The sequence below is a fragment of the Leptolyngbya sp. FACHB-671 genome, from assembly GCF_014695745.1.
Taxonomy (GTDB): Bacteria; Cyanobacteriota; Cyanobacteriia; order Elainellales; family Elainellaceae; genus JAAUTN01.
This window is the reverse complement of sequence record NZ_JACJOV010000153.1, coordinates 528,996-554,461: the sequence shown is the minus strand read 5'-3', so window position 1 is coordinate 554,461 and position 25,466 is coordinate 528,996. Positions and strand designations below refer to the sequence as shown.

Sequence of the window (25,466 nt, the reverse complement as noted above, 5' to 3'; positions counted from 1 at the left end):
TGCACTGCTTACACTTGTAGCATTGTCTCCCTCGACGATGCCCGTTCTTAGCGACTTGAGTTGAATTACATTGAGGACATTTCATTCTTCTATCATGCCAAACCAAGCATTACCCTTGCAGCAACGCCTCTGTTTTAATTTGAAAGTCTTGGACGAAGAATCGATATAACAACTTATTACATGGAAACTTTCTGTATACCTGCCTGTATAGAGAACTACGCCGACATTACCTGTATAACTCCTTCTAACAACTTGCCAAGACTGACTTTTCTAATCTAACGTTCCGCCTTGGGATGATTACATTGAAAGATACCAATGTATAGATTTGTTCTGGCTAAAAATATTGCAAGTTTGCTAGCAAAGCATGTTTCATTAGATGGGCTATTGGAAAACTTCGGCATGTTTTCAGCGATCGCTCCCTCCCCTAACTCAATCGACCTACCGAGTGAACGAATTGACCTGTCAAGTAAGCAAATTGACCCGTCCATTGAACAAATTGACACATCAATTGAATGACTTGACACATCAATGGGACGAATTGACACATCAATTGAACGAATTGACACATCAATTGAATGACTTGGCTCGTCCATTGAACGAATTGACCTATCGAGATGAAGCAATCTCAATAAAAAAGGGGTGAGCAACGCTCACCCTCTTTTCAGCTCACTTCACTTATGTGAATTAACCAACCAATTCCTTCACCTTGCTGATGATGCCATCGGGGTCAATGCCCTGGTGGGGGAACTGTTCCCACAGACCACCACAGCCTTCCTTGTGAGTACCCATGTGAGCAAACTTGGGAGTCAGCCCACGCTCTAGCAGCCAGGAACCAAAGCGGCTACCCAATCCGGTGCGACGGTTGAAGGCTTCAGTCACTAATACAAACGGGGATGCGCCAACTTTGGCGATCATTTCTTCGTCAACCACGTTTAGCGTCGGTTTATTAATCAAACCTACATCGATTCCCTCTTGCTTCAGTTTCTCAACCGCATCCAGAGCACGATAGAGCGACTCACCATAGGTGACAATGTAGCCTGCTGTACCTTCGCGCACCACTTCATCTTTGCCGGAGGCAAAGGTATAGCCTTCGCCATACAGGTCATTGCCATTTGTATCCAAAATGTTTGGTGTTTTGGAGCGGGTGGAGAAGATAAACCGCAGACCCGGATCGTTAAACACGGCTTCCACGCAAGCGGTCATCTGAGCAGCATCGGCAGGGAAGTAGAGGCGTGTTTCGTGCCCGTCATCTAATCCGTTGTCGGCAAACAAGTTATTGATGCCAAAATGACAGGTGTTGTCTGCCATGTCGTCTACACCGGAGTGTGAGAAGTGACAGAGAACATTGGCATAGTTTAGCCGCGCCATTGTGATTTCGGAAATGCACATTTCCAAAAAGGCACTGAAGGTGGCGAAGATGCCTTGTTTGCCTTTCTCCATGCCAAAGCCAGCCGCTGCGGCAAAGTTGCCTCGCTCCATGATGCCGGAGCTAATGAAGATTTCGGGATATGCGTCGTGGATTGCTTTGAGTCCGCAGGAACCTTCCAGGTCGCTGTCGATGCACAGCACTTTTTCTTTGCGCTCTGCTTCGCTCATGCGGCCGAGAACGGAAACGACCGCTTCGCCAAACACGTTGCGGTTAGAGCCTTGCTTGTTGCCAGACCCCAGGTAAGTGTAAGGATTTTTAGGCTTCTCAATGTTCTTGAGGTACTCAGCGGCTTCGGTTTGTCCGCGAGACTCCAGGTAGGCGATCGCCAACTTCACCGGAATCACATCATGTCCGTGGGTGGAACCTTCCAGCCCTTCAATGCCGACGCACATTTTGCGCTTGTTGATCAGGGCAACCGGGCCATCGGTGGTGACAGCAGCACACATGCGACGATACAGGTCGTCAATGTCTTCGGGGTCGCCTTCATTTACGTCTAAGCCATGAGCTTCTAGCACTCTGCCAACGCTAAAGCCCTTCAAATATTCAGAAGGATGTCCGGCAATGGTGACATCGTTATCGTCAACAAGCAGCTTCACGTTCAGACCTTGAGCGACTGCGAGACGGGCGGCTTCTGCGTCGTTGCCTTCCTGCTGGGAACCGTCAGAGCCAAGGCAGAAAACGATTTTACCAGGATTGGCGATCGCCACCCCATTCACATAGGGCCAAACATGTCCTAGCCGTCCACCGCTAAATTTGACACCGGGAGTCAACCCCAGCTCTGGGTGTCCAGGAAGTTCTGAATGAGCGGCACGATATTGAGTTAGCCGCTCCACGTCCAGTTCCCCATGAATGACTGCCATCAAATATTGAGTGGCGACGCGGTGTCCTGCCTCATCAAAGAAAACTGGCACAAACTTATCCGGTGCTCCCCGGAAGAATGCATCCAAAATCACCACTTCCGGCACCGTGTCGTAAGGTCCGCCTGTGTGTCCGCCTACGCCTCTTGCTGCTCCAGTTGCGGTGAAGAATACGATCGCATCTCGGCAAAGCTCAATGTTTGCTCTCAATGCATCCCGCTGTTCGCTGGTCAAGGTTGGGTTAGTCGGGTCAAGAGCGATGGGTTGGTAGGCATCCAAATCAATCGGGAAACTGGTTCTGGCTTTAGCAATAGTCATGGCTGATTTTCTTTAAGTGGGCAGTTATTTAAGGCGGACACTTCTAGAGACAAAACCATCATCACAGACGGTTTTTGGCGGACAGGAGAATTATTAGAGTAGAACTGATGGCAATCGCGACGCCGCATTACACACAGGATAGATCTCAATGGACGGAGAACTACAGAGAATGCTGTCTCGCTAATGTCCAATCTCCTGATCCTATAGCGCTCTGCGTGGGTCTTTGAGGTTTGGTTCCTGAGAAATTTTGCCTAGTAAGACACAAATTTTCAAGAAGCAAAATAACCCCTGTGCTCCTCAAAAGGCTTAGAAACGCCTGAGTCAGAGCAGAAATTTCTGTAAACAGCTATACCTGAGTATAAATGCTCATTACTCTTATGATCAAGATTGTTAATGAAAAGTAAAGTTTGGTAAATAATCTTTAATCATCGCCTCAAGCGCTTCTCAAAAAATCCGTCTCAAAAAATCTGTAGTTTGCCACCTTGACGGAGAGTCACTATCCCAGATATGCTCTCACGTTAAGGTTGTCATTTTTACTCAAAAGCAGCCCTACTACGCCCAAAAATCTAGCGCCGCCCAAGGTTGCTGCGAACAGCCTTGAGCGACTGACCCCCAAACTGTACTAGGCAGTCTGGCGGCTAACGGTGAATTTTAACACTCCCTTAGCCACCCCGACTTGTCATGTCAAAACGTTGCTGATCCATCAGGACATGAAAGTGAAAGTAAACTCACTTTTTGTCCTCTCACTCATTGCAACGTGTGAATTAGTGCGGGGTGGCTAGGTTTTTGGGGTTTCCTCAAAAACCCTAAGGAGTTACAACTTATGTCTCAATGCTTTTTGGAATCTCCCACCGTACCCACCGTTGAGAGAGAAGTTTCTGCACTTCAAAATAGTGAGCGCGATTACCCCATAGGGGGAACTGCTTCGCATCGCATCCAAGTTCTGATCATTAGCTCTCGCGATGGTGTGATTGAAACGATTCACGACCTCTATCATCGGGGCTTTGCCGAACCCAGTGCCTGGAGTCCGCTTTTACCTGCACCGAGTTCTGGTGAAGTGATGAGTATCTTGACTCGCGATCGGAGAAGGTAAGAGAGAGGGGCGATCGCTTTAAGAGGGGCGATCGCTCTCTCACCAAAACTTCGGGTATTAGCTTGAGAAGCACAAGGTTTAGAAAAGTGAGAAAAAATGTTTACTACAGTAAGATTGCCGATATTTATGATCGAACTCGCTGGCTGACAGAGCCAATCGCTGAGGAAGTTGCAGATTTTATTCTGACCCTAGTCAAGGCAACTCCTGAAACCACTTTCTTAGAACCTGGTATAGGAACTGGGCTAAACGTTCTTCCTTTAGTAAAACGCGGCTATTCTGTGACTGGCATTGATGTTTCTCAGGAAATGCTTAATCAATTTCGTCAAAAGCTGCCTAAAATTCCCCAGAATCTGAAACTGATTCATGGAGATGCTTCACAACTACCTTTTGCAGACAGCAGCTTTGACGTTGTGCTAACTGTTCACATGCTTCACTCTGTTGCCAATTTGAGAATGTTTTTAGATGAGATCGATCGTGTTCTAAAACCAAAAGGTTTCTATCTTAATGCTCAATGGATTACTCCACCTGCACGACTGAAGTTTGAGCAGCATTTCAGAACTATCTTATCCAAGTATCAAGAGCCACAACCCTCACAACAGTCACGCAAAGTAATTAACGAAATTAACATAGAGGAGTATTTACGTAATCAAGGATATCAGTGTAATTATTTGATAGCTAAGGAATGGACGGTAAGTAACCAGGTTCAGGAATTACTCAACTTCTACAGGCTACGGGCATATGGGTTGTGCTGGCTTGTTCCAGATGAAGCCTTTCATCTTGCACTAAAAGAGTTCGAAGTATTTTGCCATGACCATTATGGTTCATTGGATGCGGAGTTATCATCTCAAGCACGATTTGAAATATGGGCATACACTGCAAGCTAACACTTCACAGCAGTGGACGGTTGAAAGTCGCTTGTGCTTAGTTCCAGATTATTCGGCACTGAAGATTGGCTCTCGTCGAGGTCAGTCGCTGATAAAATGTTAGAAGGCAACGCGCGATGGAGGACGGATGAGGAACGTGCAGTATCACGGAGGATGTCTCTGTGGAGCGGTCCGCCTGGAAGTTGCTGCCGAACCGTTTCGGGTGGGCATTTGCCATTGTCTAGACTGCCGTAAGCACCACGGGGCAATATTCCATACTTTCGCGGTGTTTCCTGCCGATGCGGTCAGCATCACTGGCACGACGGCCGACTATCGCGGACGCTATTTCTGCCCAGTTTGCGGCTCCTCGGTCTTCAGTTGCTCGGGCGACGAAATCGAAATCCCTGCCGGTACTTTGGATACGCCGAACCAGGTGACACCCACCTATGAGCTCTGGATTTGTCGTCGGGAGAATTGGCTGCCTCCGTTCAATGTCGCACGCCGATATGAGCGCGATCGAGAAAGGACGGCACGCACCGAACCATAACCGAAACTCAGCCTGACTTCATCGTGTGTGTTACCCACATCTAGCAGTTTCGAGAGTTCCTCGAAGAGGTGCTTCTTGGATCCGAGCCGGGGTCAGCTATCAACCAATGTAGGGATAAATAGGTTCTTCTGACTGTAGAAGCAAGCTCCAATACTGGATCGCATACTTCTCACACCTAGCTAAGTTTCTCTGGTGGTGACCTAGACCTATTTGAAATGAGTAATAAGCTAGTTTGGCTTCACCTAAGACCGACAACTTACTATATTTATGTTGCTTCAGGATATAGCTCAATGCTGCAATAATCTTTTTATGTCTAGAAAGCATCCACCATTGAACTTGATACTCTGCTGTTTCAATGGGCAAATTTAGTAGTTTTACTGCTTCGGCTAATTGAAGCTGAACCTCAGAGTAGTACTTTAATTCCTTTTCTGGATCACCAGCAAATCTTGCAATCTGAGCATCATCAGAGATTCGATAAGCCTCAGAGATAAAGCGACCAACTTGATTACTCAAGGATTCAGAATAGCCTAAAAGCTGATAGATCTTACTCGCCGTATTAGTTAACTCATCAAACTTTTCTGCATCATGCAACCAATAGATTCTGGCTTGCAGTCTTCCCAAAGTATCAGCTAGCTGTGTACTCATCATAGCAACCTAATAACATAGAACTAAAATAGCTGGACGCGCAACTGTGTTGCGATCGCCCAATTAAAATTCACTCAACTCTAAAGTTAAAGTGGGCGATCGCAAACATGTCGATCTTCCTCATTCACTTCAGGACTGTGAGCTAAGTAGTCCTGAAGCCATACGCATCCCTGCTTTAGCAATTCGTGTAAGTCCCAATTCCACAGAATGATGGTGTGGTCATCGCTGCCAGAAACAATGGTTTTGCCATCAGGGCTAAAGCTAACACTGTTGGCTCCGCCGCGATGTGCTTGAAAAGTTTGTAGTTCTTTGCCTTCAAGGTTCCAAAGCTTCACAGTGTAATCTGCACTGCCAGAGGCAATCGTTTTACCATCAGGACTGAAACTGACGCTTCTCACCCACAGTTGATGTCCTCGAAGAGTTTGCAGCACTTTACCGTCAAGGCTCCAAAGCTTCACGGTGCGGTCAGCGCTACCGGAGGCAATGGTCTTACCATCAGGGCTGAAACTCACACTCCTAACCCAGTCCTGGTGTCCTTGAAAAGTATGTAATACCTCTCCATCAAGGCTCCAAAGTTTTATGGTGTGGTCAGCACTACCAGAAGCAATGGTCTTACCATCGGGGCTAAAACAAACGCTTCTGACTCTATCTTGATGTCCTTGAAAAGTATGTAATACCTCTCCATCAAGGCTCCAAAGTTTTATGGTGTGGTCAGCACTACCAGAAGCAATGGTCTTACCATCGGGGCTAAAACAAACACTTAAGATCATGCCAAGATGTCCCTGGAAAGTTTTTAGCTCTGTTCCATCAAGGCTCCAAAGTTTCACAGCGTAGTCGGCACCACCAGAGGCAATGGTCTGACCGTCAGGGCTAAAACATACACTCCAAACCCAATCATCGTGTCCTTGCAAGGTTTGCAGTGGACTGCCGTCACGGTTCCAAAGCCTGATGGTGTGGTCAACGCTGCTAGAAGCAATCATTGTGCCATCAGGACTGAAACAAACACTTCTGACCTTGTCGCGATGTCCCTTCAAAGTCTGTAGTTTTTCTTGCTCCAGGCTCCAAAGCCTTACGGTGTAGTCAGCACTACCAGAAGCGATCGCCTTACCATCAGGGCTGAAACTTACACTTCTAACTCTGTCGGTGTGTCCTTCAAAGGTTTGCAATTCCTCTCCATTCAGGCTCCATAACTTGACGGTATGGTCATCACTGCCAGTGGCGATAGTCTGTCCGTCAGGGCTGAAACTTACACTTCTGACCCACAGTTGATGCCCCTGAATAGTTTGTAATTCTTCTCCGTCAAGGCTCCACAGTTTGACCGTATGGTCGGCACTGGCAGAGGCAATGGTCTTACCATCAGGGCTAAAACTCACACTCCAAACCCGACCGTGGTGTCCTTGAAGGGTTTTCAGTTCTCCATTAAGGTTCCACAGTCTGACCGTATGGTCAGCGCTGCCAGAGGCAATCACTTTGCCGTCGGGACTAAAGCTGACACTTGCCACCATCTTTTCGTGTCCCTGAAAGGTTTGTAATTCCGCTCCGTCCAGGTTCCACAGTTTGACGGTGTGGTCAGCACTGGCAGAGGCAAGGGTCTTGCCATCGGGACTGAAACTTACACTTAAAACGATGTCTTGATGTCCGTGCAAGGTTTGCAGTTCTTTGCCCGTGACTGTCCAAAGTTTGATGGTGTGGTCAGCACTGGTAGAGGCAAGGGTCTTGCCATCGGGACTGAAACTCACACTTAAAACGATGTCTTGATGTCCGTGCAAGGTTTGCAGTTCTTTGCCCGTGACTGTCCAAAGTTTGATGGTATGGTCAGCACTGGCAGAGGCAAGGGTCTTGCCATCAGGACTGAAACTCACGCTCCAGATCCAGTCATCATGTTTGAATTGATTGCGCGATCGCACTCCATAAACAGTTTGCCAAAGCCGACTCATCATTCTAGTTTGAAGCTCGACGGGTGCTGCTATCTCCTGAAGTTTGAGACAAGCTTTAACGCTAGCGAGTAAAGCTGCCAGATCATCATAGGAGAGCAACAGTGCTTGAGAAGCGGCTCCCAGTGCCTCAATTTCGGCAATTTCGGCGCGCTGACGTTCTTGCTGCTCCTTCAAAAGTGCCTGTTCCTTGTCGCGCAGGGCTTCCCTGAGTTGTTCTTCGCTGAGGCGGCGTTTTTCTCGTTCGGCTTCGAGTTCGGCTAGGAGTCCGTGTTCCTGCTGCTGACGAATGTAGCTGACGAGGTAATCGTGGACAAGCTGGTAGCGATCGCCCGGCAACTCAGGCACGTTTAGCACCAGCCCGGAGCCGACCATGATTTCCAGTACTAGATCAAGTTGTTTAGGGGGAATAGTGATACCCGTAAGTTCCAGTTCTTCTAGGAGTTCCAGGCGAGTTTTGAAGGGACGAGTGCCGTTTTCGTCGGTGAGGAGAAAGAGGACGAGTTGGGCGATCGCCTCATTGGGCTTGCCGCAGTCTCTAACAATTTCCTGTAGGTAGCGCTGTACCAGCGTTTGCTTGGGATGTTCGCCTAGCTGCTGATATTCAACCAGCGTATCTATTCGGTCTTCTTGAAGCTGTGCGCCAACAATTTGTAGTTCGATTGGGCGAATGCCGCCCAATGCACCCGTCAGATCTTTGACCAGAGCATCCACCAGGTCTGGGTCTAGGTAGAATTGCGATCGCGCGGTTAAATTCTCGATTACGGCTCTGGCATCGGCAGGTGAAAAGTCGCCCAAAGGATAGCGGATCTCGCGACTGAGAATGTCATGGTTGATCACTTCCAGGTCTGCGACGCGATCAATTTCTAACAGGTAGTGCAGGTAGTCTTCTCGCAGAGACAGGATGACCTTGACATAGGGGATGTTGAGGCAGTCACGCAAAAACAGGTAGAAAGATTTGCGCTGGAGCGGGTCAGGGCGAACAAAGAAGAATTCCTCGAACTGATCAAAGATCAGGACGGTGAAAAGGTTGCGATTCTGATTTTGGCGGAGTTGAGTCAGGAGCCAGAGGAGACTATCTTGCTCGTTGCTGACCGTGTCCGAATCGTTGCCGACCGCTTCCGAATCATTTCCGCCTGTGTCCGAATCGTTCCCGACTGCTGCTGAATCGTTCCTGACCCCCGCTGAATCATTGCCAACCACTTCTGAATCGTTCCCGACCGTCGCTGAATCGTTCCCGACTGCCTCTGAACCGTTGCCAACCACTTCTGAATCGTTGCTGAGCGCTTCCCGGCTATAACCGATCGCCTCCAACCCCTCTCTCAGGTATCGTTCTAAAGTTTCTTCCCAACCTGTGTAGACCGATAGCAGCAGAGGAAGGACGCGACGGGCTTCGATGGTACGACGTTGCAGGGTGGGAAACAGTCCGGCAGTGACGATGGAGCTTTTGCCTACACCGGAAGGTCCGTGAATCACGGTGAGTTTGTCTTTTGGGGTGCTGATGCGGGCAACCAGACGGTCAACATCTTGTTGACGACTGGAGGCAGCAATCTCCTGAGCCACGATCGCCTCTGGAGAGGAAGGGGCAACTTCAAGGGGAATGGGCGATCGCTGCGGCTCTAGCCGACCCGCTCCAGCGAAGGCACGAAAGCCATATTGTTGCTCTACACGCCGCTGTGCTTGCTTGATCCGAAAGGCTTCCAGGTAATTTCCTTTGACAAAGTAAAGATCTCGCAATTCCTGCAAAATATGAATATAAAGAACGGGATCATGCTGCGGATCGCTGGCAGTCTGGGCTGATTTGAGCGAGGCGATCGCCCCATTAATGTCACCCAGGTGAGATTGCGATCGCCCCAACAGCAGCAAATACCAGCTCCGTTGATAGCGTTCTGCCAGGGCAAGGCTGTCTTCTATCACTGGTGGTGTGTTTGCTGGTTGTGACTGTGTCTCAGTTACCGCTGAGGATGTTGCAGGCAGGAAAGTAGGTGCAACTTCCGTCTCCTCTGGGGTTGCTTCATCCAAAATTTCTAACGCTGCTTCGGCACACTCATGGGCTTCAGCCCAATCTGAACGGGCTAACATCAATTCCGCCCAAAACCCGTGATCTCGCGCTAAACGCACCGGATCGCTATAGGTTTCGTGTAGCTCCATTGCTTCGCTGGTGAGGGTTTCCAGTTCCTCCCAATGGCGCAGCTTTTGCAGCGTTTCCTGCAAGGCAGTGATGAACTTAGCTACCAGTTCTAGCCGTCCTTCCTGCCGAAATAGGTCTAGGCACTGGCTGAAATATTCCTTAGCGCGACGGCACGACGCTTCATAGGTCGCCCGCTGCAAAACCGCATAGCTGCGCCACCACAGCCCCAGGTGAAACAGCAGAATTGCTTCTTTGAGAATGTAGGAAGTCGGAGTGTGGGGAATCAGCGATCGCAGCGGCACCGTTCCCAACTGCTCACCGTTTCCGTCGCTTTCAATATCGGTGATTGTGGCGCTGCCTTCCCGCCAAAAGGTGAGACTGTTTTCGTAATAGGTGCGGGCGGTTTCCATCTCGGCTCTGGCGTGGGCATCGCGTCCGCCGAGGAAGTCAAGACTGGCTTGCAGTTCAGGATCTAGGGTGCGACCGCTGTTGAGAATGTCGGCGATCGCAAATTCCAGTTCGGTTCGCAGGGGTGATCCGCTTTGCAGATTTAGCGCTGCATTGGGCAAGAATCCTTCGGCCCCGGTACTCAGCAGCGTGATAAAAATCTGGTGGGCATGGTGACGCAGGGATGTCACCAGTTCCTCAATCGGAAACTGAAACCGAATCGGGGCAGCCGCCCAGCTTCTAAAGTCAGGCGCAGATTGAGCCAATTGCCGCAGCACATGATCGTTGCCCCACAGCACCAGCGGGAAGGGCAATTTCTTGCGAAATTCGTCTCGAATCAAGTTGGCAGAGCCAAACACCGCATTAAGCTGCTGTACCTTCTCCAGCCCTACTACCATCAGGGCAACAGGCAACTCACTGGGAGGGTTATCATTTAACGCTTGCAGATGCGTCTGAATGCAAGTGAACAGGGTCGGCGTAAATTCTGGCAGTTCAAGCGTTTGGATGTTTAGCGCCGAGGAAGTTTTGATGTGCTGGAGGATTTGGTCACGCAGTCGGCTGTAGTTGCAGCGCACCAAGATCAAAGAGAATTGCCCCTGAGAGAGGGTGAGCGATCGCATTAACGCCTGGAGCGATCGCTCATTCAGTATCAGCGCCTCGTCCGATGGAACCACCTCAGCCATCTATAAAACTGCCTCCACAGAATTTGTAGGTTGGGTGAAGCAAAGCGTAACCCAACACGGGTAGCAGATTGAGTTGAAACTATGAAATCTAACAGTGTTAAGGGTTGCGCTGGGTTTCGCTGAGCTACACCCAACCTACGGCTACTTTCCTTCAGGATAATTCCTCTAGCTCGGACAGAGCTGGATTCAAGTCAAACCAGCGCCCCTGTGGTCCACGATACTCAAACACAAACAAGCTCCGCAGCAAAGCCTGATATTCCGGCGCGTTGCCAATCGTCTTTTGTTGAGCAACCTGCCGCAGCAACTCTTGCTGAGACGCATTCATCCGCAGCACCAGGTCATCTTGATAAGTTCTAATTACGCTTTCCAAAGTGCTGCGTGGAAACGGCGGGTCTTGCTGCTGCAGACAGCTATAGAGCAGCCCTAACAGGTTTCGCACATGACCGCCGCTGATTCGACACAGCCGATCGAGCGTTTCGGGCTGATCAAAAATTTCTGAAATCAGGTCGAGCCGCTGCACTGGATTCATTTCAGGAAAGGCTCTGGCTAAAACCAACTGTCGCAACAGCGCCATGCCTTCCAGGTTTTCGTGCCCGTCTCGATAGTTGACAGGCACCATCGGCAAAACCATTGGCGCAACGCCACCCCCCAGTCGATTCTTTAATGCCTCTCCTTCGCTGGAGAAGATCAGCGACAGGGGAATGGTGTAAACCACATGGCAGTCAAGAGCTTGAAGCTGTTTGCCCCGGTCGATGAAGAGATATTCGGGCTGCGATCGCCCCGATGCTGCTAGCCGATTTTCAACCCGATCCAGGTTATCGACGATCACGACCAGTCCGCGATAGCCTCGCCGCTGTAGCTCGACGGTTGCCCGTTGCAGCAGTTCTTGGTTGATCGATTCCAGGATGCTGCTGGTGCGGGTTTCCAAAAACTGCCGAAGCTGACTGCGAAACTGCGGACTGTTTTTGGTGCGGGCAACCACTTTGCCAATGCCGACGGAAAACTCTGCTTCGGAAAACTCAATCGGCGTTTGCAGCATCGTCCCAATCTCAGAAAAAAGCCGGGAGAAGTAACCTGGTTTGAGCCGAATGCCCATATTTTCTAAGCTGTGGCTGACCTGGCGGGCGATTGCCAGCAAAATGTCGGTCACATCCACATCGGCTACGTCTAAATCCTGGTCTGCCTCAAAGTAAACAACATAAAACCGCTGTTCTTCCAGTTCTGCCTTCAGCCGAAACAGTTCGGTAGACTTGCCGCAGCCAATGTGCCCGGTGAAAAGCTGACAGGTTGGATCGTTGGGCGAAAGCAGGGCGATCGTGCGCTCCAGTGCTTCGATAATTTTGCCGCCCCGCACACCTGCAAAATCAATGTAATAAAGCTGGTCTTCAGGGTTACCAACTACCAGCGTGCGGCTGGGATTACAGGCTCTAAAAAATCGGGCTAAGTCAAGCGCCATTGCAATACACCATTGATTCTATTTGGATCTTGCATCAAGTTTGGGGGTATAGCGCTAGCTCCTTTGGTTATGGAAAGGGATAGCCCTGTCTCTTTTTCATAGCCTGTATGACCACAGCTAAAAAAACTTAAGGATTGGTTGAATTGCGACGAACAGGGCTTATTCTAGAGAGCTTGATACTCTCTGCTGCTCATCTCTAAATTCTCCCAAGTCCTATGGATCGCTTTACCGTTGCCGTAATCTCGCAAACTCCTAACCCCCAGCAGGTCATTTATGCCGCAATGCACCAGGACTACGCGGAGGGGTTTGTCTGTGATGAGCGCGATCGCTGGCCCAGCGAAGAAAAAGCCGGAGAAATCATCGTCAAACAGCTTCTAGCAGGCAACCGAGGACACTACGGCCCGTTAGAGCATCCGCAAATCGTGCTCAACTGCGGCTGGTTTCCCCACAGCACCATGCAGCAAATCCGTACCCATCGCGTTGGAATCAGCTTTGATGTTCAATCCATGAGATACACGGGGCAGCGAATTGTGGATGTGGTTGAGGGGAAGCAAGAGGTTGAGGATGTGTTTTACCTGCGTCCAATCGGGGCTTATAGCGATCGCCAGGGCAAGCGCTACGAATACACCACAGAACAGCGACAGCAAGATTTGGACTGGTGTTTAGCCGCCTGCAAGCGCTACCAAGAACGAATCAATCAAGGCTTCTCAGAAGAACATGCGCGGGGGCTGATTCCCTTTGATGTGCGGCAGCACTGGGTACTGTCGGCAAATGTGCGATCGCTCCTGCATCTATTAGATCTTCGCTGGAAAGCCGATGCTCAGCTTGAGGCGCAAAAACTGTGTGAATTGATCTGGGTGCCCTTCCAGGAATGGGCTCCGGCGATCGCCGACTGGTATGAAAGCAATCGCCTTAAGAAAGCCCGGTTAGCGCCTTGATTCGTTTCGAGATTCCAGAGCAACGCCCTCATGCTTCAGTAGCCAGCGTTTGCGCTCAAGCCCACCCGCGTAGCCCGTTAGGTTTGCTTTTGCCCCAATCACCCGATGGCAGGGCACCACGATCGCCACTGGGTTGAGTGAATTTGCCATGCCAACAGCTCGGTAAGCCGTCGGTTTGCCTAATTTTGCGGCGAGTTCCCCATACGTGACAGTTGTTCCGAGCGGAATGGTTCGCAGTGCTGCCCAAACCTGCTGCTGAAAGGCTGTTCCGCCCGCGCTAACTGGAATGTGATCGAGACTGCTGTAGTCTCCTTCCAAATAAGCCTGAATTTTGCTGCTGATTCCGGCTGGATTTGCCATTTCCTTCAGGTGAAAGTGACCGTACCTCACCTGAAGCAGTTGGATCATGCGATGTTCGTAGTCGGCAAAGTCTAATGCACACAAATTCTCTCCATCCGAAACCAGCAAAATGGTTCCCAATGGGGAATTGATCTTGTCGATAAAGAGTTCCATGCTGTTTTCTCCTGAAATGAGATGCATCCGTTTCTACTCCTCTAACCCTTCTGACAACCACAGATACATGGCAGCATAAGCCCGCCAGGGTCGCCAAGACTGCGCCATTTCTAGCAGTTGTGTTTTTGTAAGGGGATTGTTTGGGGAGAGCGATCGCCGCAACCCTAAATCTGTTGCCGGAAAAGCATCCGGCTCCCGCAACGCCCGCATTGCAATATAGTGAGCCGTCCATTCCCCAATTCCCGGCAACTCACAGAGCGTTTGAACGGCACTTTCCAGGCTGGAAAAACTGTTTAAAACTTGCCCTTCCACAACCGCTGTTGCTAGAGATGAAATAGCTTTGGCACGGGCACGAGTTAACCCCAATTGAGTCAGGTCAGCGATCGCCAACACCTCTGGGCGAGGAAATACCCGTTGCAATGGCGTTTCGGTCGGAGTTTCCAGGTTCAGCGGTTCACCGTGGGTTTCCACTAGTCGCCCTGCCAGTTTCGTGGCAGCAGCAACGCTAATTTGCTGTCCCAGAATTGCCCGCACCGCCAGTTCAAAGCTATCCCACGCACCCGGAACGCGCAGTCCTGGCAATGCCAAAACTCGATCTCGAAGCAGTGGATCACGTTCTAGATGAGCTGCAATTTCGGTGACGTTAGCGTTCAGGTCAAAGACCCGGCGCAACCGTTCAACAATTGGAGCGATCGCCACCACTTTGGGAAACCGAATCTTAGCTAGCAAATGATTTTGTCCTTCAACCGGACGCACTTCAACAATTCCGTGCAATCCATCTAGACAAATCGTGCGGCAATAAAAATCAAAACCGACTGCCTCCACTCCAGGAATGACTCTAGGTGCCAGAAAACGCACCAGAGCAGACCAGTGATAAGGCGGACTAAAAGGTAACTTCAGCGTAATTTCGGCTGGTTTAGGGTTGTTCTCTGGATCTTCAGCCACATGAATTCGTCGCAACTCACGAGGCGATCGCTGGTAAGTTTTTTGCATCACTTCGTTAAACCGTCGAATGCTCATAAACCCTGCTGCCATTGCTACATCAGTCATGGATAGGGAAGTTTCATCAATTAACTGTTTAGCAAACAAAATTCGGCGGGTCTGCGCTACAGCCAGAGGGGGTGCGCCCAAATGCTCGGTGAACAAGCGCCTGAGATGGCGATCGCCCATTCCCACCTGTTCCGCCAAGTCTGCTACCTTACCATCATCTAAAGTGCCTTCTGCAATCAGGTTCAGCGCCCGTGAAACAACCGCAGCCCCTTCAAACTGAGCAAACAATCCAGGGGAAATTTCTGGGCGACAGCGCAAACAGGGACGAAACCCCTTCTCATGGGCAGCCGCAGCACACGGCAAAAAAATGCAGTTTTCTCGTTTCGGTGTTGGAGCCGGACAAATCGGTCGGCAATAGATTTTAGTCGTCAAAACTGCGGTAAAGAACCGCCCATCAAAACGGCGATCGCGGGCTTGTACAGCTCGGTAGCAGGTTTCATGATCGAGTTTCATGGGCACAGCATAGATCTGCCCCACAGGAAAATCTAGCCGTTTTCGGACATGGGTGTTGGGTGTTGGGTGATTGCTCCAATCCCTAACCGCCCAACACCCTACCTATGTAGATTTGATAAAAACTGCGTGTTCAAATTGTAAAAACCCATACTAAAGGGAACCTGTGCGCTACCTGTCAGGTCAACTTAGCAAAACTGGGAACTGATTGAGACGGGGCTGTTGCGCCGATCGTCGGTCGTCAGTTCTTGTCCATTCACCGTAATCACCTCAACTTTCATGAACACAAACAAACAAAATATGACCAGCAGGAAATCTGCTTCCTTCTGGAAAAAGGGTGCGATCGCTTTAATGGCTTCAACGTTAATCTTGGGCAGCTATTCCCAAGTTTTGGCAGACCCTGCGCCGCTGCAAATCAGTCAGCGTCAGCAAGAATGGGACAGCGTCTTAAGGCTTGGAAGACTGGTCAATGCGCGTCAGCAGGTTACCTCTCTGGTGATGCAACTGGACGTTTTAGAAAAACCTGAAACCAGCTACGCAAACGCCGTTTACCAAATTTTTGCTCGTCAAGATGGTCGCTGGAGACTGATCTACAGCAGCACAGGTGCTCGTCTAATTAACAACAATGGAGGACGAGTAACGCTAGAGCCAGAGGTGATTTCGCTGGACGACTTGCAAGATGCACTGGACGATGATGACCTGGATGACGTAGAGCTACGGGCAGTCGCTCAACTGCGCTATGACGTGCGTGGCGGGCAGCGAAACCAAGAAGTGACCTGGGATCAAGTGCAACGTTATCGGGCGATCGCTCAGACCAGCACAACCCAGATCGCCAGTAGCCAGACCAGCACCACTCAGGTGACGAGCAGCCAGACGACTCAAACTAGCACTCAAACCTCTGTTCCTGTCACGGTAACTGGCGCAGGGCAACCTAACAATACTCTGAACCCGCTGCGAGGACACTTTAGTCTAGCGGTTCTTCAATCTCAGCCCACTTTTGATAATGTCATTGTTCGCGTTTCGCTTAAGGCTCAGCGTCCTAATGCATTCTTGCAAGAGCGGTTTGTTGGTGATTTTCGCTATCGCATCAACCAGCGAGCAAGATTTATTCGTGGACTCAATCCAGGCGATCGCGTCGTCGTCCGCCTCTTTACCTCACAAAACGTCCTGATTGGCTACAGCGAGTTTGAGCTACTGGATGACAACGCTGCTGTAAACCTGATTTTGCCTAGCCAAAGCAGTTCCTACGGCACCGTTCGCACCGTTTACGGTGTTGATAGTGATGAAAACGGTGTCATTGACGCGAACCGCAATACCTATAGCTACTACACCCAGGTGAGTGGTTCAAGCTATCGCGATAGCCGCGTCACTTTCCTCAGCAGTACCCGAAACATTAACACCAGCCTGTTCCAAACCCAGAGCATTTCCACTTCTAGTAGCTCTGTTTACAGCAGTTCCTTTGAAAGCGGTATTTTCTCTCTGGTTGGTCGCACCATTCCTTGCTTCATCTCTGGGCTGGCTCCTGCCTTACTCGCCACTCCTGGAGAAATCGTTGAAATTAGTAACATCAGCACTAGCAGCATCTCCACCTACGAAGTCAGCCAATTAATCCTGGTCTATCAAGAAGTTGGCTTTACGGAAGGAACAATCATCGACATCGATGACTACGACGACTACGAGTACGACGATGACGATGATGATGACGACAACGACGGTGATGATGACGACGATGACGACTACGAATATGATGACGACGATGACGATGACGGCGGTCGCTCTCGTCGTCGCAACTGCAACCAGGGCATTGGCAACGGTTCCGAAGGATGTGACCCTGGCAACTCTCGTCCGCATGGCGGCAGCAATGACGAAAATGGACGCACTCCCGGTGGCAGACGGCGCTAACGTTTAGAATCGGCGACAGATGAAAGGGCACCCCGCTTAGCGGGGTGCCCTTTCATCTGTCGCCCGTTTTTATCAAAACGACATAACCATTAGTCCTGATTAATCTCAAGCGTTGGGCAATTATCAGGAGCCAAGCGTAAATAACGAATGCATTCCTCATCGGTTAGCTGACGGAAACTGCGATCGCGGGCAAGCTCCAGCAGCATCTCCCAGGTCGCAGCCCATAAATTCACCTGCCCTTGCTCGGTTAATGTGGCAACGTACTGACCATCTGGGCTAAAGAAAGCCCGACGAATCAGCTTTGGCTCAGCTCCCGTGTAGGTTGGGTGAAGCTGTGCCTTTTCTACACCCGTTTCTGCATCCCAAATGCGGGCAGTGCCATCTGCCCCGGCGGTGACGAGCGATCGCCCATCAGGACTAAACTGGGCATCTAAAACCAACCCTCGGTGCCCTGACAAAATTACCTTGAGCGCTCCCGTTTCTACATCCGTCACTCTAGCCGTGCTATCCCAACTAGTCGTTACCACTTGTTGTCCATCCGGGCTAAAAGCGGCACTGCTAACTGCATCTTGATGAGACAGCACCTTGGCTGTTTGCCCAGAAGCCACCTGCCAGATTCGTGCCGTTCGATCCAGGCTGGCAGTAATAATCTGCTGTCCATCAGGACTAAACTGCGCCTGCTGAATCATTGCTTCATGTCCATGCAAAGTCTGCAACAACTGCCCTGACTGCACATCCCAGAGGCGGGCAGCAAAATCATCTCCCAAGCCCAACAGCAGTCGACCGTCCGCACTAAAAACTAACTGATGAAAAACTGCAGGAATATCTGAGTGCCGCAGGCTAGAGGTAGCGTTATTACGAACTTCTGCAACCTGTACGCTCTGAATCCGTTGTAATGGTTCTGCGATTTGGCTCGACTGGTTTCGACGAATTTCAACCCATCCATCACTGGTTGCAGTTGCAATCATTTGACCATTTTGGCTAAAAGCAACGCTGGTGAGCACAATTTTTCCAGTTGTCGTTGCAGCACCTGCGGGTTGTAGCTGTCCCATTCTTGCCCCAACTGCCGCAACAGGCGTTTCAGAAGCAGGCGCTTCTGCATTCGGCGAATTAGTCTGAGAACCCAACAGCGATCGCCATCCAGAAGCTGTCAACCGCTGCCAAAAGTTTTGTGGCTGAATGGAGGTATCGATTTGAGCCGTGCTAGCAGAAGGTAGCCCCTGATCTAGATCCACCGCCAGAGTAGGATTAGCAAGCGAGTTGGGAATGACCTCCCAGCGTCGCAGTGCCCCATCCGCCGTAACCGTCATAAGACCTGTCGGGAATGCTGAAGCTGTATTTGGCTGAATCTTAGAGTCAGAATTGTCTCCTATTAACATGGAGGATGGATTCAGGTTGATGCTGGGGACGCTATCTGCCGTGGATGCACGTGCGCTCAAAGGTTCCGCTGGTTGAACAAAGGCTGCCCACTGGACTAGCGCATGAGGAATATGGAGCGTCGGCAACTCACCACCCAACTCTGCTGACCACAAGCGCACCGTGCCCTCTTGACTAGCTGTAACGAGATAAGCACCGTCCGGGCTAAATTGCGCTGTAGTAATGGCAGCATGATTTCCGCGTAGTGTACCTGTTTGGCTCCCCGTTTGAGTGTCCCACAGGTAGATACTGTAGGAAACCTCCTGGTTAACCTGCGCTCGATTTGTGGTGATAATTTGGCGACTATCAGGGCTAAATGCGATCGCCCCTATCCCTTCATCTTGATCCGTTTGGGCTACCCCTTGACCGGTGAGTCTGGACCGAAGCCGTCCAGAGCCGACTTCCCAAAGCCAGGTCTGGTGACTGGTGCTTGTCGTTGCCAGGAGTTGTTCATCCGGACTAAACAACACTTTTACAACGGGGGCGATCGGGTTGATGTCTGGTGTGGGTTGGGTTGATGCTGACTGAGTGGTGCTGGGTGGTCGATCAACCGAGGTGTTTTGAGTCAGAGTGTGGCGCAGTTGTCCAGTAGCAATTTCCCAAAGTCTGACTTTGCCATCATCGCAGGCCGTCGCGATCCAGCGTCCCTTGGGGCTAAAGCTGGCGCTGTTTACTGCATCTGGATGCTGCAAGGATTTGATGAGTCTTGCGGTTAAGGGAGCGGTTGGGGATGCAGCCGTCAGTTGCCATAGATAAGCAAAGCCATCAGCCCCAGCCGAAAGTAGACGTTGCCCATCGGAGCTAAATTCCAGGCTGTTGACTGCTCCTGACTGAGTGAGACGAACCTGAAGCTGACCTGTTTCGGCTTGCCAAATGGAGATACTTCGATCAGTGCTGGCTGTGGCAATCCACTTTCCATCAGGGCTAAAGCTTACTTGAGTGACGGCTTGAGTTGCTTCGATTTGTTGGATCAAATCGCCAGATTCAACTGACCAAATTTTGATTTGGGGTGAATTTTGGGCGATCGCCACCACCTGTTTGTTGTCAGGGCTAAACGCAACAGTGGTCAAGTTTGGTGTGTCTGAAGTTGCAGCAGCATCTGGCGAAGAAGAGTCAGACCAAGACAGAATCTTGAGCGGCTGGATGCTGTCAGTTTGAATGGTGTGAGAATGGACTGGCCAGAGGCGAATCGTGCCATCAGCACTAGCGGTCGCTAGATAGTTTTGGTCAGAACTGAAAACAACCTGGTGAACCGCACCCTGATGCCCATGCAGTTCCAGTTGCAGTCGCAAATCTTGCAGGGCAGCCCGCAAACTAGATTGAGCTTCGTAGGTTTGTCCGCCCTGTTCTGCGGCTAAGCGACTGATCAGCAAAGCGGTCATAGGGTCGCTATCCGGCTCTTGCAAAATTGACTGGGCGATCGCCGCCCGTTCTCGCGATGTTGAAACCTGAAGCTGATAATCCTTTTCTGCCTGCGTCTGTACCGCTGTGCGGTATTGGTTAAACGTTACCAATAAGGCAACCAGCAAGACTGACGGTACCGCAATTTGCAGCGATCTCAGTTCCTTTCTGGCTCGGTAGCTCTCCTCTTGGCTAACGATGATGTAGCGCTGTGCCAAAGACGACAAATCATCCGAGTAGTGGCTGAGAAAATCTTCAGCATCAATTAACCGCCCGCCGCGCAGCAAATATTCCACTCCTTTGGGCTGTCCTGCATTGTTCCACTCCTGGGCAACCTGCTCAATCCGTCGCTGTCGTCGTAACACCTCCCGATTTTCGTCGAGCCAACTCCGCAGCAGTGTCCAGTTCCGAATCAGGGCTTCATGGGCGACATCAATCGTTTCCTGACAGAGCCAGGCTTGGGCAAAGCTGACCGTTGCCAGAGATTTTTCGCTAGCAGGATCATTCGCAGCGTCGTCCCCTTCAGCTGACTGCCAGCTCTCACTCTGGTTTGTCACCACGAGCTTTGCAGCAACTAACTTTTCTAGAGTCTGCTCGACCAATTCCCGTGAAAAAGCAGAATTTACCAATTCCGCTTTAAATACGCGCCGTCGAGTGTCCTCCGTTCCTTCTCCCAGTTGCGTTAGCGCCAAAAAAATACGCTTGGCAACACCCTGCTCTTCTAGCGATAGTCCATAAAAAATTTCGGTTGCGCGTTTTTGCAGGGTTCCTCTTACACCGCCTAATTCTGTATAAGCATCCAGGGTAAGGTAGGCAGCGCCCCTGTCCGCGTCAATCTGCCGTCGCTGCCATAGCTCCAGTAAGGTATATTGCAGCAGCGGCAGTTCTCCGGGCGCACCAATCACATCTAGCAGCATGGTGTAGACCAGATTTGGCTCACAGGTCAGCCCTACTTTTTGAGCAGGCTGCATGATGGTTGCCTTGATTTGCTCATAGCTCAGCGGTGTCACAATCACCATGTTTTGCTCAATTTGCTGAGCCAACTTCTCGTAAAGAGAACATTTGCCAAAAAAATCTGCCCGCAGCACAATCACGATGCTGAGGCAGTCGCCCGCCACTTGTAGGGCTTGGGTGAGGCATTGAAAAAACTGGTGGCGCTCCTGCTCTGCCTGGGTTCCATGACTCAGGGTGAAGACTTCCTCAAACTGGTCAATCACAAGCAACAGATGTGGACGTTTTTCAGCCCCAAAGGAGGAGGGGCGATCGCCCCCATTCCCCTGCTCGGTTAACAAGCTCGCCTGCACCAGCTGTGCCAGTCCGGCTCCGCCATCCTGCAAAAAGACCTCTGCTCGTCGAAGCTGCTCTGCTCGCTCCAAGTCAGAGACATTCAAATCTACAAAAGCAGATGCCAAGCTCTTGAGTGGACGGTGAGTTGGCGTGAGCAGCTTAATTCGCCAGCGATCGCTCCCCGAAAACTTTTTTCCTTGCCGCAACTCCCAAAGCAGTCCCGCCCTGACTAGAGAAGACTTACCGCTGCCCGACGCACCGACTACAGCAACAAAGCGTCCTCTTCTCAACTCATCAAGCAGCTGATCGGTTAGATCCTCTCGCCCAAAAAAGTACTCAGCGTGGGCTTCATCAAAAAATTCCAGTCCTCGGTAAGGGCAGATGTCGGTTGATTGCAGCGGCTTCTTTGCCGTTGCTAAACTCTCACCCCGCGTCAAAATAATTTCGCTGCCTGAATTCTCAAACAGCGGTTGCTGCAATTCTCCCTTGAGGGCATCGTTTACCCAGGTGGTCAGGGAATGATTCGTGATAATCCCTGTCTCGCTGCGTTGAGGGTCTAGTCCTGTCAACAGGGCTTGGGTAAAGACACTATAAGGACTGTCTAATGACTCGTAGGCAGATTCGTATTCCCTGGATGCTGCCATGAAGAGTCGGTCTGTACCGGGACGCGCTCCTGGATCGGCTTCCAAAAAGTTGAGAAATTCGCCGCTGTGGCAGCAATCTAGCAAAATGATTCGCTGGCGTACTGGACTCTCTTGCAGCAGTCGTCGCAGCCAAAACAAAGATAAGCCGTAAAACCCGACATCAGGATTGGAATCGCTGGGTGCCAGATAACCCTCTTGAATCCCGGCTTCTCGCTGAATGCCGTGTCCAGAAAAGTAAAATAGTGCTGTATGAGGGACGTTGCTACCCTTTGGCTTAAACAGATTGACTAGGGCAGTCTCTAGATCACGTAGGGTGACTGGAGTTTTTAACCCGACTTGGGGCTGCCCCGAACTAATGATTTCTGGCAGCCGATGAATACGAAACTCGCCTTGAGTGTGCAATTGTTGGGCGATCGCCTCGGCATCCCGGGCTGGAGCTTGTAAGCCAGACAAATACTGATAGGTATTAACTCCGACAACAAGTGCATCCCGTGACATTAATCTAGTTCCTTATAAAGCAGCGTAATTTTTCAGTAGCTTTTGGAATGCCCTGGACGGTCAAGGGGCAACTTTTGCTAGACCTGATCCTTACAGGCAAGAATGCCCGTTCAGCAGAGAATAATCGCGAATTCGGTACTCTGCCATTTCTTCTGAAGGTCTTTCCGGTGCCTTACCTGCTGCATCACAGCCAAGCAGAACCAAAGAGCTTTGTCGAAGACTTCTAAGTTGAGCCGTTTGAGGTTTCTGAACCAGATTGTTAATTTGAATGAACCCGCACGTCTGAAAGTGGACAGTAAAGCTTATCTGAGCAATGGTCAAATAATTAGATTTCCTAGTGATTAAATCATCTCAAAAGAGAATTTTGCACCATTATGATGACCGTCTAGAAGAGACGATAGCGAACAGATTAATTCTTGTAAAAGGGGGTGAGAACCCTTGCTGACAAATAATTGCTTACGCATTGATGAAATTTTAATAAAGACGATTCTACTAAATTGGTTTTTATTAAATCTCTGAAATCAAACTTTTAATTTTTTGTCGTAATTTGCTTTCTCGACTAAAGAAATACCTGTATAAGTTACTAGTTAGCTATAAAAAACTTTATTGATTTAAGTAAAGAGGTGAGTAAGATCACTGATTTTAAGTGAAGATAGAAGCTCAATACTGAGCTATAGACTGCCATAAGCTCGGTCTTTCAAAACCCACATCGTTGGGATCGGTATGGATTACCCTCCTCCTAATTTCGACAAAGTCCTAGCAGCTCAAACAGATAGCAGTGCGGTTTGGGTCGCTCGAGGTGATGCGTTGGCTCGTTTAGGTCGCTATACAGAAGCGCTTGACAGTTTTGATGAAGCCCTAAAAATTGACCCAAACGACTGTGCTGCTTTAGTGTTTCGCGGGGTTGTGCTGATTCATCTCGAACGCTATCAGGAGGCTCTATCGAGCTGTGATAGAGCATTGGAAGTTCAACCCACCCATTCAGAAGCCTGGATTTTTCGAGGGGCAGCGCTGCACCGTCTCGAACGCTATCAGGAAGCCTATGCTTGTTATGCCAAGGCACTTGGAGCTGAGCGGCGATCGCTCTGGCAAAGGCTAACTCAAGCCTTAAAAAAACTTTGCCCCTAGTATTATGTCCTGGTGATGCGTCAAGCTCTACTTGGGTCGATAGAATAGATGCGTTGGGTTCAGCAATTAGTGGTCGGTTACGCCTATCGAAACTATTTACGGCAATCTTCAAGGTCTCAAGCCGAGTCAGCTTAAGCAGCTTCAACGGCTCTATCATCAGCGGCTACCGGGCGATCGCTTCACTACGCCTGAGTTTGCTCAACGTCTTGCTGCAATCAGCAGTGATATCGATCAGCCAATCTGCACCTATGTCAACCGCAGAGGGCAGGTGATTCGAGTTGGGGTAGGGACAGTCGGCAAAACTCAAATTCCACCAATGGAACTGCCACGCTATGGAGCTGAGCGGCTTTCTGGAATTCGTTGCATCGCTACTCAGCTAAAGTCTGAGGTTCCTAGTGATGCAACTCTGACTGCAATGGCGCTTCAACGCCTAGATGCACTGGTTGTTCTAACACTTTCTGGTAGTGGCTTTGAGCGAAGAGGTGGTGGTGCAACAGGGTACGTTCAAGAAATATATTTAGCTCATTTGGTGCCCCATCCCGAAGTAAATTGGACTGTTTCTCCGCCTTTAAGCCTGGAGGTGCTGTCTCAGCAAGATTTTTTAGAATTAACCGAAAGTTTAGAAGAAGAGTTTCGGCGAGAATATGTTGCCCAGCAGGTTAGTCCTGACCAAGACCGGGTGTTGCTGGTTGGTGTGCTGACCAGTGAGCTCACTCCGCAGCGCTTTCAGGATGGCTTGGCAGAGATATCAAGGCTGGTTGAAACGGCTGGTGGTGAAGTTTTGCAGATTGTGCAACAGCGGCGATCGCGTCCTCATCCCCAAACCGTTGTAGGTGAAGGTAAAGTCCAAGAAATTGCCCTGACTGCCCAAACCGTAGGCGCAAACCTGATTGTGTTTGACCGTGACCTGTCTCCTGCCCAGGTTAGAAACCTGGAAGTGCGGATCGGGGTGCGGGTTGTCGATCGCACCGAAGTAATTCTAGATATCTTTGCCCAGCGCGCCCAGTCTGGCGCAGGCAAACTTCAGGTCGAGTTGGCGCAGCTAGAGTACATGATGCCGCGACTAACCGGACGCGGACGAGCAATGTCTCGACTTGGCGGTGGCATTGGCACCCGAGGTCCAGGCGAAACGAAATTAGAGACAGAACGACGGGCTATTCAGCGGCGCATTACCCGCTTACAGCAAGAAGTGAACCAGCTACAGGCACATCGCTCTCGCTTGCGCGGTCAGCGTCAGCACCAGGAAGTGCCCTCGGTTGCGATTGTTGGCTACACCAATGCTGGAAAATCTACTCTATTAAATGTGCTGACCAATGCTGAGGTTTATACAGCAGATCAGCTCTTTGCAACGCTTGACCCCACGACACGGCGATTGGCGATTGCTGACCCCATCACTCACGAAACGCTCTCCATTGTCCTGACAGATACCGTTGGTTTCATCCATGAACTGCCCCCTTCACTCATGGATGCCTTTCGCGCCACTTTAGAGGAAGTCACCGAAGCCGATGCCTTGCTGCATGTAGTAGATCTTTCCCATCCAGCATGGCAGAGCCAAATTCGCTCAGTTATGACAATTTTATCTGACATGCCTGTAACGCCCGGTCCAATCCTGTTGGCGTTTAACAAGATTGATCAAGTAGATGGGGACACGCTCACTCTGGCTCAGGAAGAATTTCCTCAGGCAGTGTTTATCTCGACGGGCGATCGCCTCGGTTTAGAAACCTTGCGCCAGCATCTTGCCCAACTTGTTCACTATGCAACCTCAGCCTCTTAGGTTATAACCCAGAGACTCAAATGGAAAAGCGCTAAAACCGTGTTTTCATCCAAAACATTCTT

At 50.3% G+C, this 25,466-nt stretch carries 19 protein-coding genes; 10 read left to right on the top strand and 9 right to left on the bottom strand.

Features of this window, described 5'->3' with window-relative positions; genetic code table 11:
* Positions 1–85: transposase-like zinc-binding domain-containing protein (locus H6F93_RS35960; RefSeq protein ID WP_524537882.1), on the bottom strand; the 85-nt coding region annotated here is incomplete at its 3' end.
* Positions 86–315: 230 nt separating this feature from the next.
* Here H6F93_RS35960 and H6F93_RS27810 point away from each other — a divergent pair.
* Positions 316–516: a hypothetical protein gene (locus H6F93_RS27810; protein WP_190688037.1), complete on the top strand. Its 201-nt coding sequence runs from the start codon at positions 316–318 to the stop codon at positions 514–516.
* Between the two features lie 168 nt (positions 517–684).
* On the opposite strand, the gene H6F93_RS27805 is transcribed toward H6F93_RS27810, so the two are convergent.
* Positions 685–2,604 carry a thiamine pyrophosphate-binding protein gene (locus H6F93_RS27805; protein WP_190688035.1) on the bottom strand — a complete coding sequence of 640 codons (1,920 nt, stop codon included), beginning with the start codon at positions 2,602–2,604 and terminating at the stop codon, positions 685–687.
* An 823-nt stretch (positions 2,605–3,427) separates the two neighbouring features.
* Between H6F93_RS27805 and H6F93_RS27800 the strand changes: the two genes are divergently transcribed.
* Positions 3,428–3,697 carry a hypothetical protein gene (locus H6F93_RS27800; protein WP_190688031.1) on the top strand — a complete coding sequence of 90 codons (270 nt, stop codon included), beginning with the start codon at positions 3,428–3,430 and terminating at the stop codon, positions 3,695–3,697.
* Positions 3,698–3,783: 86 nt separating this feature from the next.
* Complete coding sequence (locus H6F93_RS27795) at positions 3,784–4,581, top strand: methyltransferase domain-containing protein (RefSeq protein WP_190688027.1); 798 nt, start codon at positions 3,784–3,786, stop codon at positions 4,579–4,581.
* Here H6F93_RS27795 and H6F93_RS34320 read toward each other — a convergent pair.
* Positions 4,578–4,829 carry a hypothetical protein gene (locus tag H6F93_RS34320; protein WP_242043654.1) on the bottom strand — a complete coding sequence of 84 codons (252 nt, stop codon included), beginning with the start codon at positions 4,827–4,829 and terminating at the stop codon, positions 4,578–4,580. The genes H6F93_RS27795 and H6F93_RS34320 overlap by 4 nt on opposite strands.
* On the opposite strand from H6F93_RS34320, the gene H6F93_RS27790 reads away from it, so the two are divergent.
* Positions 4,718–5,107: a GFA family protein gene (locus H6F93_RS27790; RefSeq protein WP_347277369.1), complete on the top strand. Its 390-nt coding sequence runs from the start codon at positions 4,718–4,720 to the stop codon at positions 5,105–5,107. The two genes, H6F93_RS34320 and H6F93_RS27790, sit on opposite strands and share 112 nt — an antisense overlap.
* A gap of 99 nt (positions 5,108–5,206) precedes the next feature.
* On the opposite strand, the gene H6F93_RS27785 is transcribed toward H6F93_RS27790, so the two are convergent.
* The 3 genes from H6F93_RS27785 to H6F93_RS27775 all read right to left on the bottom strand — a co-directional run bounded on the left by H6F93_RS27785 (position 5,207) and on the right by H6F93_RS27775 (position 12,403).
* A complete protein-coding gene (locus H6F93_RS27785; RefSeq protein ID WP_190688020.1) occupies positions 5,207–5,755 on the bottom strand; it encodes a hypothetical protein in 549 nt (182 codons plus the stop codon).
* A gap of 83 nt (positions 5,756–5,838) precedes the next feature.
* A complete protein-coding gene (locus H6F93_RS27780; protein ID WP_190688015.1) occupies positions 5,839–10,947 on the bottom strand; it encodes a WD40 domain-containing protein in 5,109 nt (1,702 codons plus the stop codon).
* Positions 10,948–11,098: 151 nt separating this feature from the next.
* A complete protein-coding gene (locus H6F93_RS27775) occupies positions 11,099–12,403 on the bottom strand; it encodes a P-loop NTPase fold protein (protein WP_190688012.1) in 1,305 nt (434 codons plus the stop codon).
* Positions 12,404–12,618: 215 nt separating this feature from the next.
* Here H6F93_RS27775 and thyX point away from each other — a divergent pair, with 215 nt between their 5' ends.
* Positions 12,619–13,341: an FAD-dependent thymidylate synthase gene (thyX, locus tag H6F93_RS27770; protein ID WP_190688008.1), complete on the top strand. Its 723-nt coding sequence runs from the start codon at positions 12,619–12,621 to the stop codon at positions 13,339–13,341.
* Here thyX and H6F93_RS34840 read toward each other — a convergent pair.
* On the bottom strand, positions 13,330–13,854 hold the full coding sequence (locus H6F93_RS34840) for a methylated-DNA--[protein]-cysteine S-methyltransferase (protein ID WP_190688005.1): 525 nt from the start codon (positions 13,852–13,854) through the stop codon (positions 13,330–13,332). The genes thyX and H6F93_RS34840 overlap by 12 nt on opposite strands.
* A 33-nt stretch (positions 13,855–13,887) precedes the next feature.
* The gene (locus H6F93_RS27760; RefSeq protein ID WP_190688001.1) at positions 13,888–15,357 is read right to left on the bottom strand and encodes a DNA-3-methyladenine glycosylase 2 family protein; all 1,470 of its coding nucleotides are present in this window, start codon (positions 15,355–15,357) and stop codon (positions 13,888–13,890) included.
* A 276-nt stretch (positions 15,358–15,633) separates the two neighbouring features.
* Here H6F93_RS27760 and H6F93_RS27755 point away from each other — a divergent pair, with 276 nt between their 5' ends.
* Positions 15,634–17,256: a hypothetical protein gene (locus H6F93_RS27755; RefSeq protein WP_190687998.1), complete on the top strand. Its 1,623-nt coding sequence runs from the start codon at positions 15,634–15,636 to the stop codon at positions 17,254–17,256.
* An 89-nt stretch (positions 17,257–17,345) separates the two neighbouring features.
* Here H6F93_RS27755 and H6F93_RS27750 read toward each other — a convergent pair whose 3' ends face one another.
* A complete protein-coding gene (locus H6F93_RS27750; RefSeq protein WP_190687994.1) occupies positions 17,346–22,502 on the bottom strand; it encodes an nSTAND1 domain-containing NTPase in 5,157 nt (1,718 codons plus the stop codon).
* A 47-nt stretch (positions 22,503–22,549) separates the two neighbouring features.
* Here H6F93_RS27750 and H6F93_RS27745 point away from each other — a divergent pair, with 47 nt between their 5' ends.
* The 4 genes from H6F93_RS27745 (at position 22,550) to hflX (ending at position 25,404) form a co-directional block, all read left to right on the top strand.
* Positions 22,550–22,729, top strand: a complete 180-nt coding sequence (locus H6F93_RS27745) for a hypothetical protein (protein ID WP_190641267.1) — start codon at positions 22,550–22,552, stop codon at positions 22,727–22,729.
* A gap of 496 nt (positions 22,730–23,225) precedes the next feature.
* Complete coding sequence (locus H6F93_RS27740) at positions 23,226–23,630, top strand: tetratricopeptide repeat protein (RefSeq protein WP_190641268.1); 405 nt, start codon at positions 23,226–23,228, stop codon at positions 23,628–23,630.
* Positions 23,621–23,902 (top strand): hypothetical protein, encoded by a 282-nt coding sequence (locus H6F93_RS34305; protein WP_242043628.1) that lies wholly within the window; start codon positions 23,621–23,623, stop codon positions 23,900–23,902. Before H6F93_RS27740 ends, H6F93_RS34305 begins: the two co-directional genes overlap by 10 nt.
* Positions 23,899–25,404 (top strand): GTPase HflX, encoded by a 1,506-nt coding sequence (gene hflX / locus H6F93_RS27735; protein ID WP_347277362.1) that lies wholly within the window; start codon positions 23,899–23,901, stop codon positions 25,402–25,404. Before H6F93_RS34305 ends, hflX begins: the two co-directional genes overlap by 4 nt.
* Positions 25,405–25,466: the final 62 nt, after the last annotated feature.

Coding starts and splice junctions, on each gene's coding strand:
- H6F93_RS27805 (WP_190688035.1), bottom strand. CDS start 2,604: ATGACTATTGCTAAAGCCAGAACCAGTTTCCCGATTGATTTGGATGCC.
- H6F93_RS27755 (WP_190687998.1), top strand. CDS start 15,634: ATGAACACAAACAAACAAAATATGACCAGCAGGAAATCTGCTTCCTTC.
- H6F93_RS27750 (WP_190687994.1), bottom strand. CDS start 22,502: ATGTCACGGGATGCACTTGTTGTCGGAGTTAATACCTATCAGTATTTG.
- H6F93_RS27785 (WP_190688020.1), bottom strand. CDS start 5,755: ATGATGAGTACACAGCTAGCTGATACTTTGGGAAGACTGCAAGCCAGA.
- H6F93_RS27810 (WP_190688037.1), top strand. CDS start 316: ATGTATAGATTTGTTCTGGCTAAAAATATTGCAAGTTTGCTAGCAAAG.
- thyX (WP_190688008.1), top strand. CDS start 12,619: ATGGATCGCTTTACCGTTGCCGTAATCTCGCAAACTCCTAACCCCCAG.
- H6F93_RS27800 (WP_190688031.1), top strand. CDS start 3,428: ATGTCTCAATGCTTTTTGGAATCTCCCACCGTACCCACCGTTGAGAGA.
- H6F93_RS27780 (WP_190688015.1), bottom strand. CDS start 10,947: ATGGCTGAGGTGGTTCCATCGGACGAGGCGCTGATACTGAATGAGCGA.
- H6F93_RS27775 (WP_190688012.1), bottom strand. CDS start 12,403: ATGGCGCTTGACTTAGCCCGATTTTTTAGAGCCTGTAATCCCAGCCGC.
- H6F93_RS27745 (WP_190641267.1), top strand. CDS start 22,550: ATGCCCTGGACGGTCAAGGGGCAACTTTTGCTAGACCTGATCCTTACA.
- H6F93_RS34840 (WP_190688005.1), bottom strand. CDS start 13,854: ATGGAACTCTTTATCGACAAGATCAATTCCCCATTGGGAACCATTTTG.
- H6F93_RS27760 (WP_190688001.1), bottom strand. CDS start 15,357: ATGAAACTCGATCATGAAACCTGCTACCGAGCTGTACAAGCCCGCGAT.
- H6F93_RS27740 (WP_190641268.1), top strand. CDS start 23,226: ATGGATTACCCTCCTCCTAATTTCGACAAAGTCCTAGCAGCTCAAACA.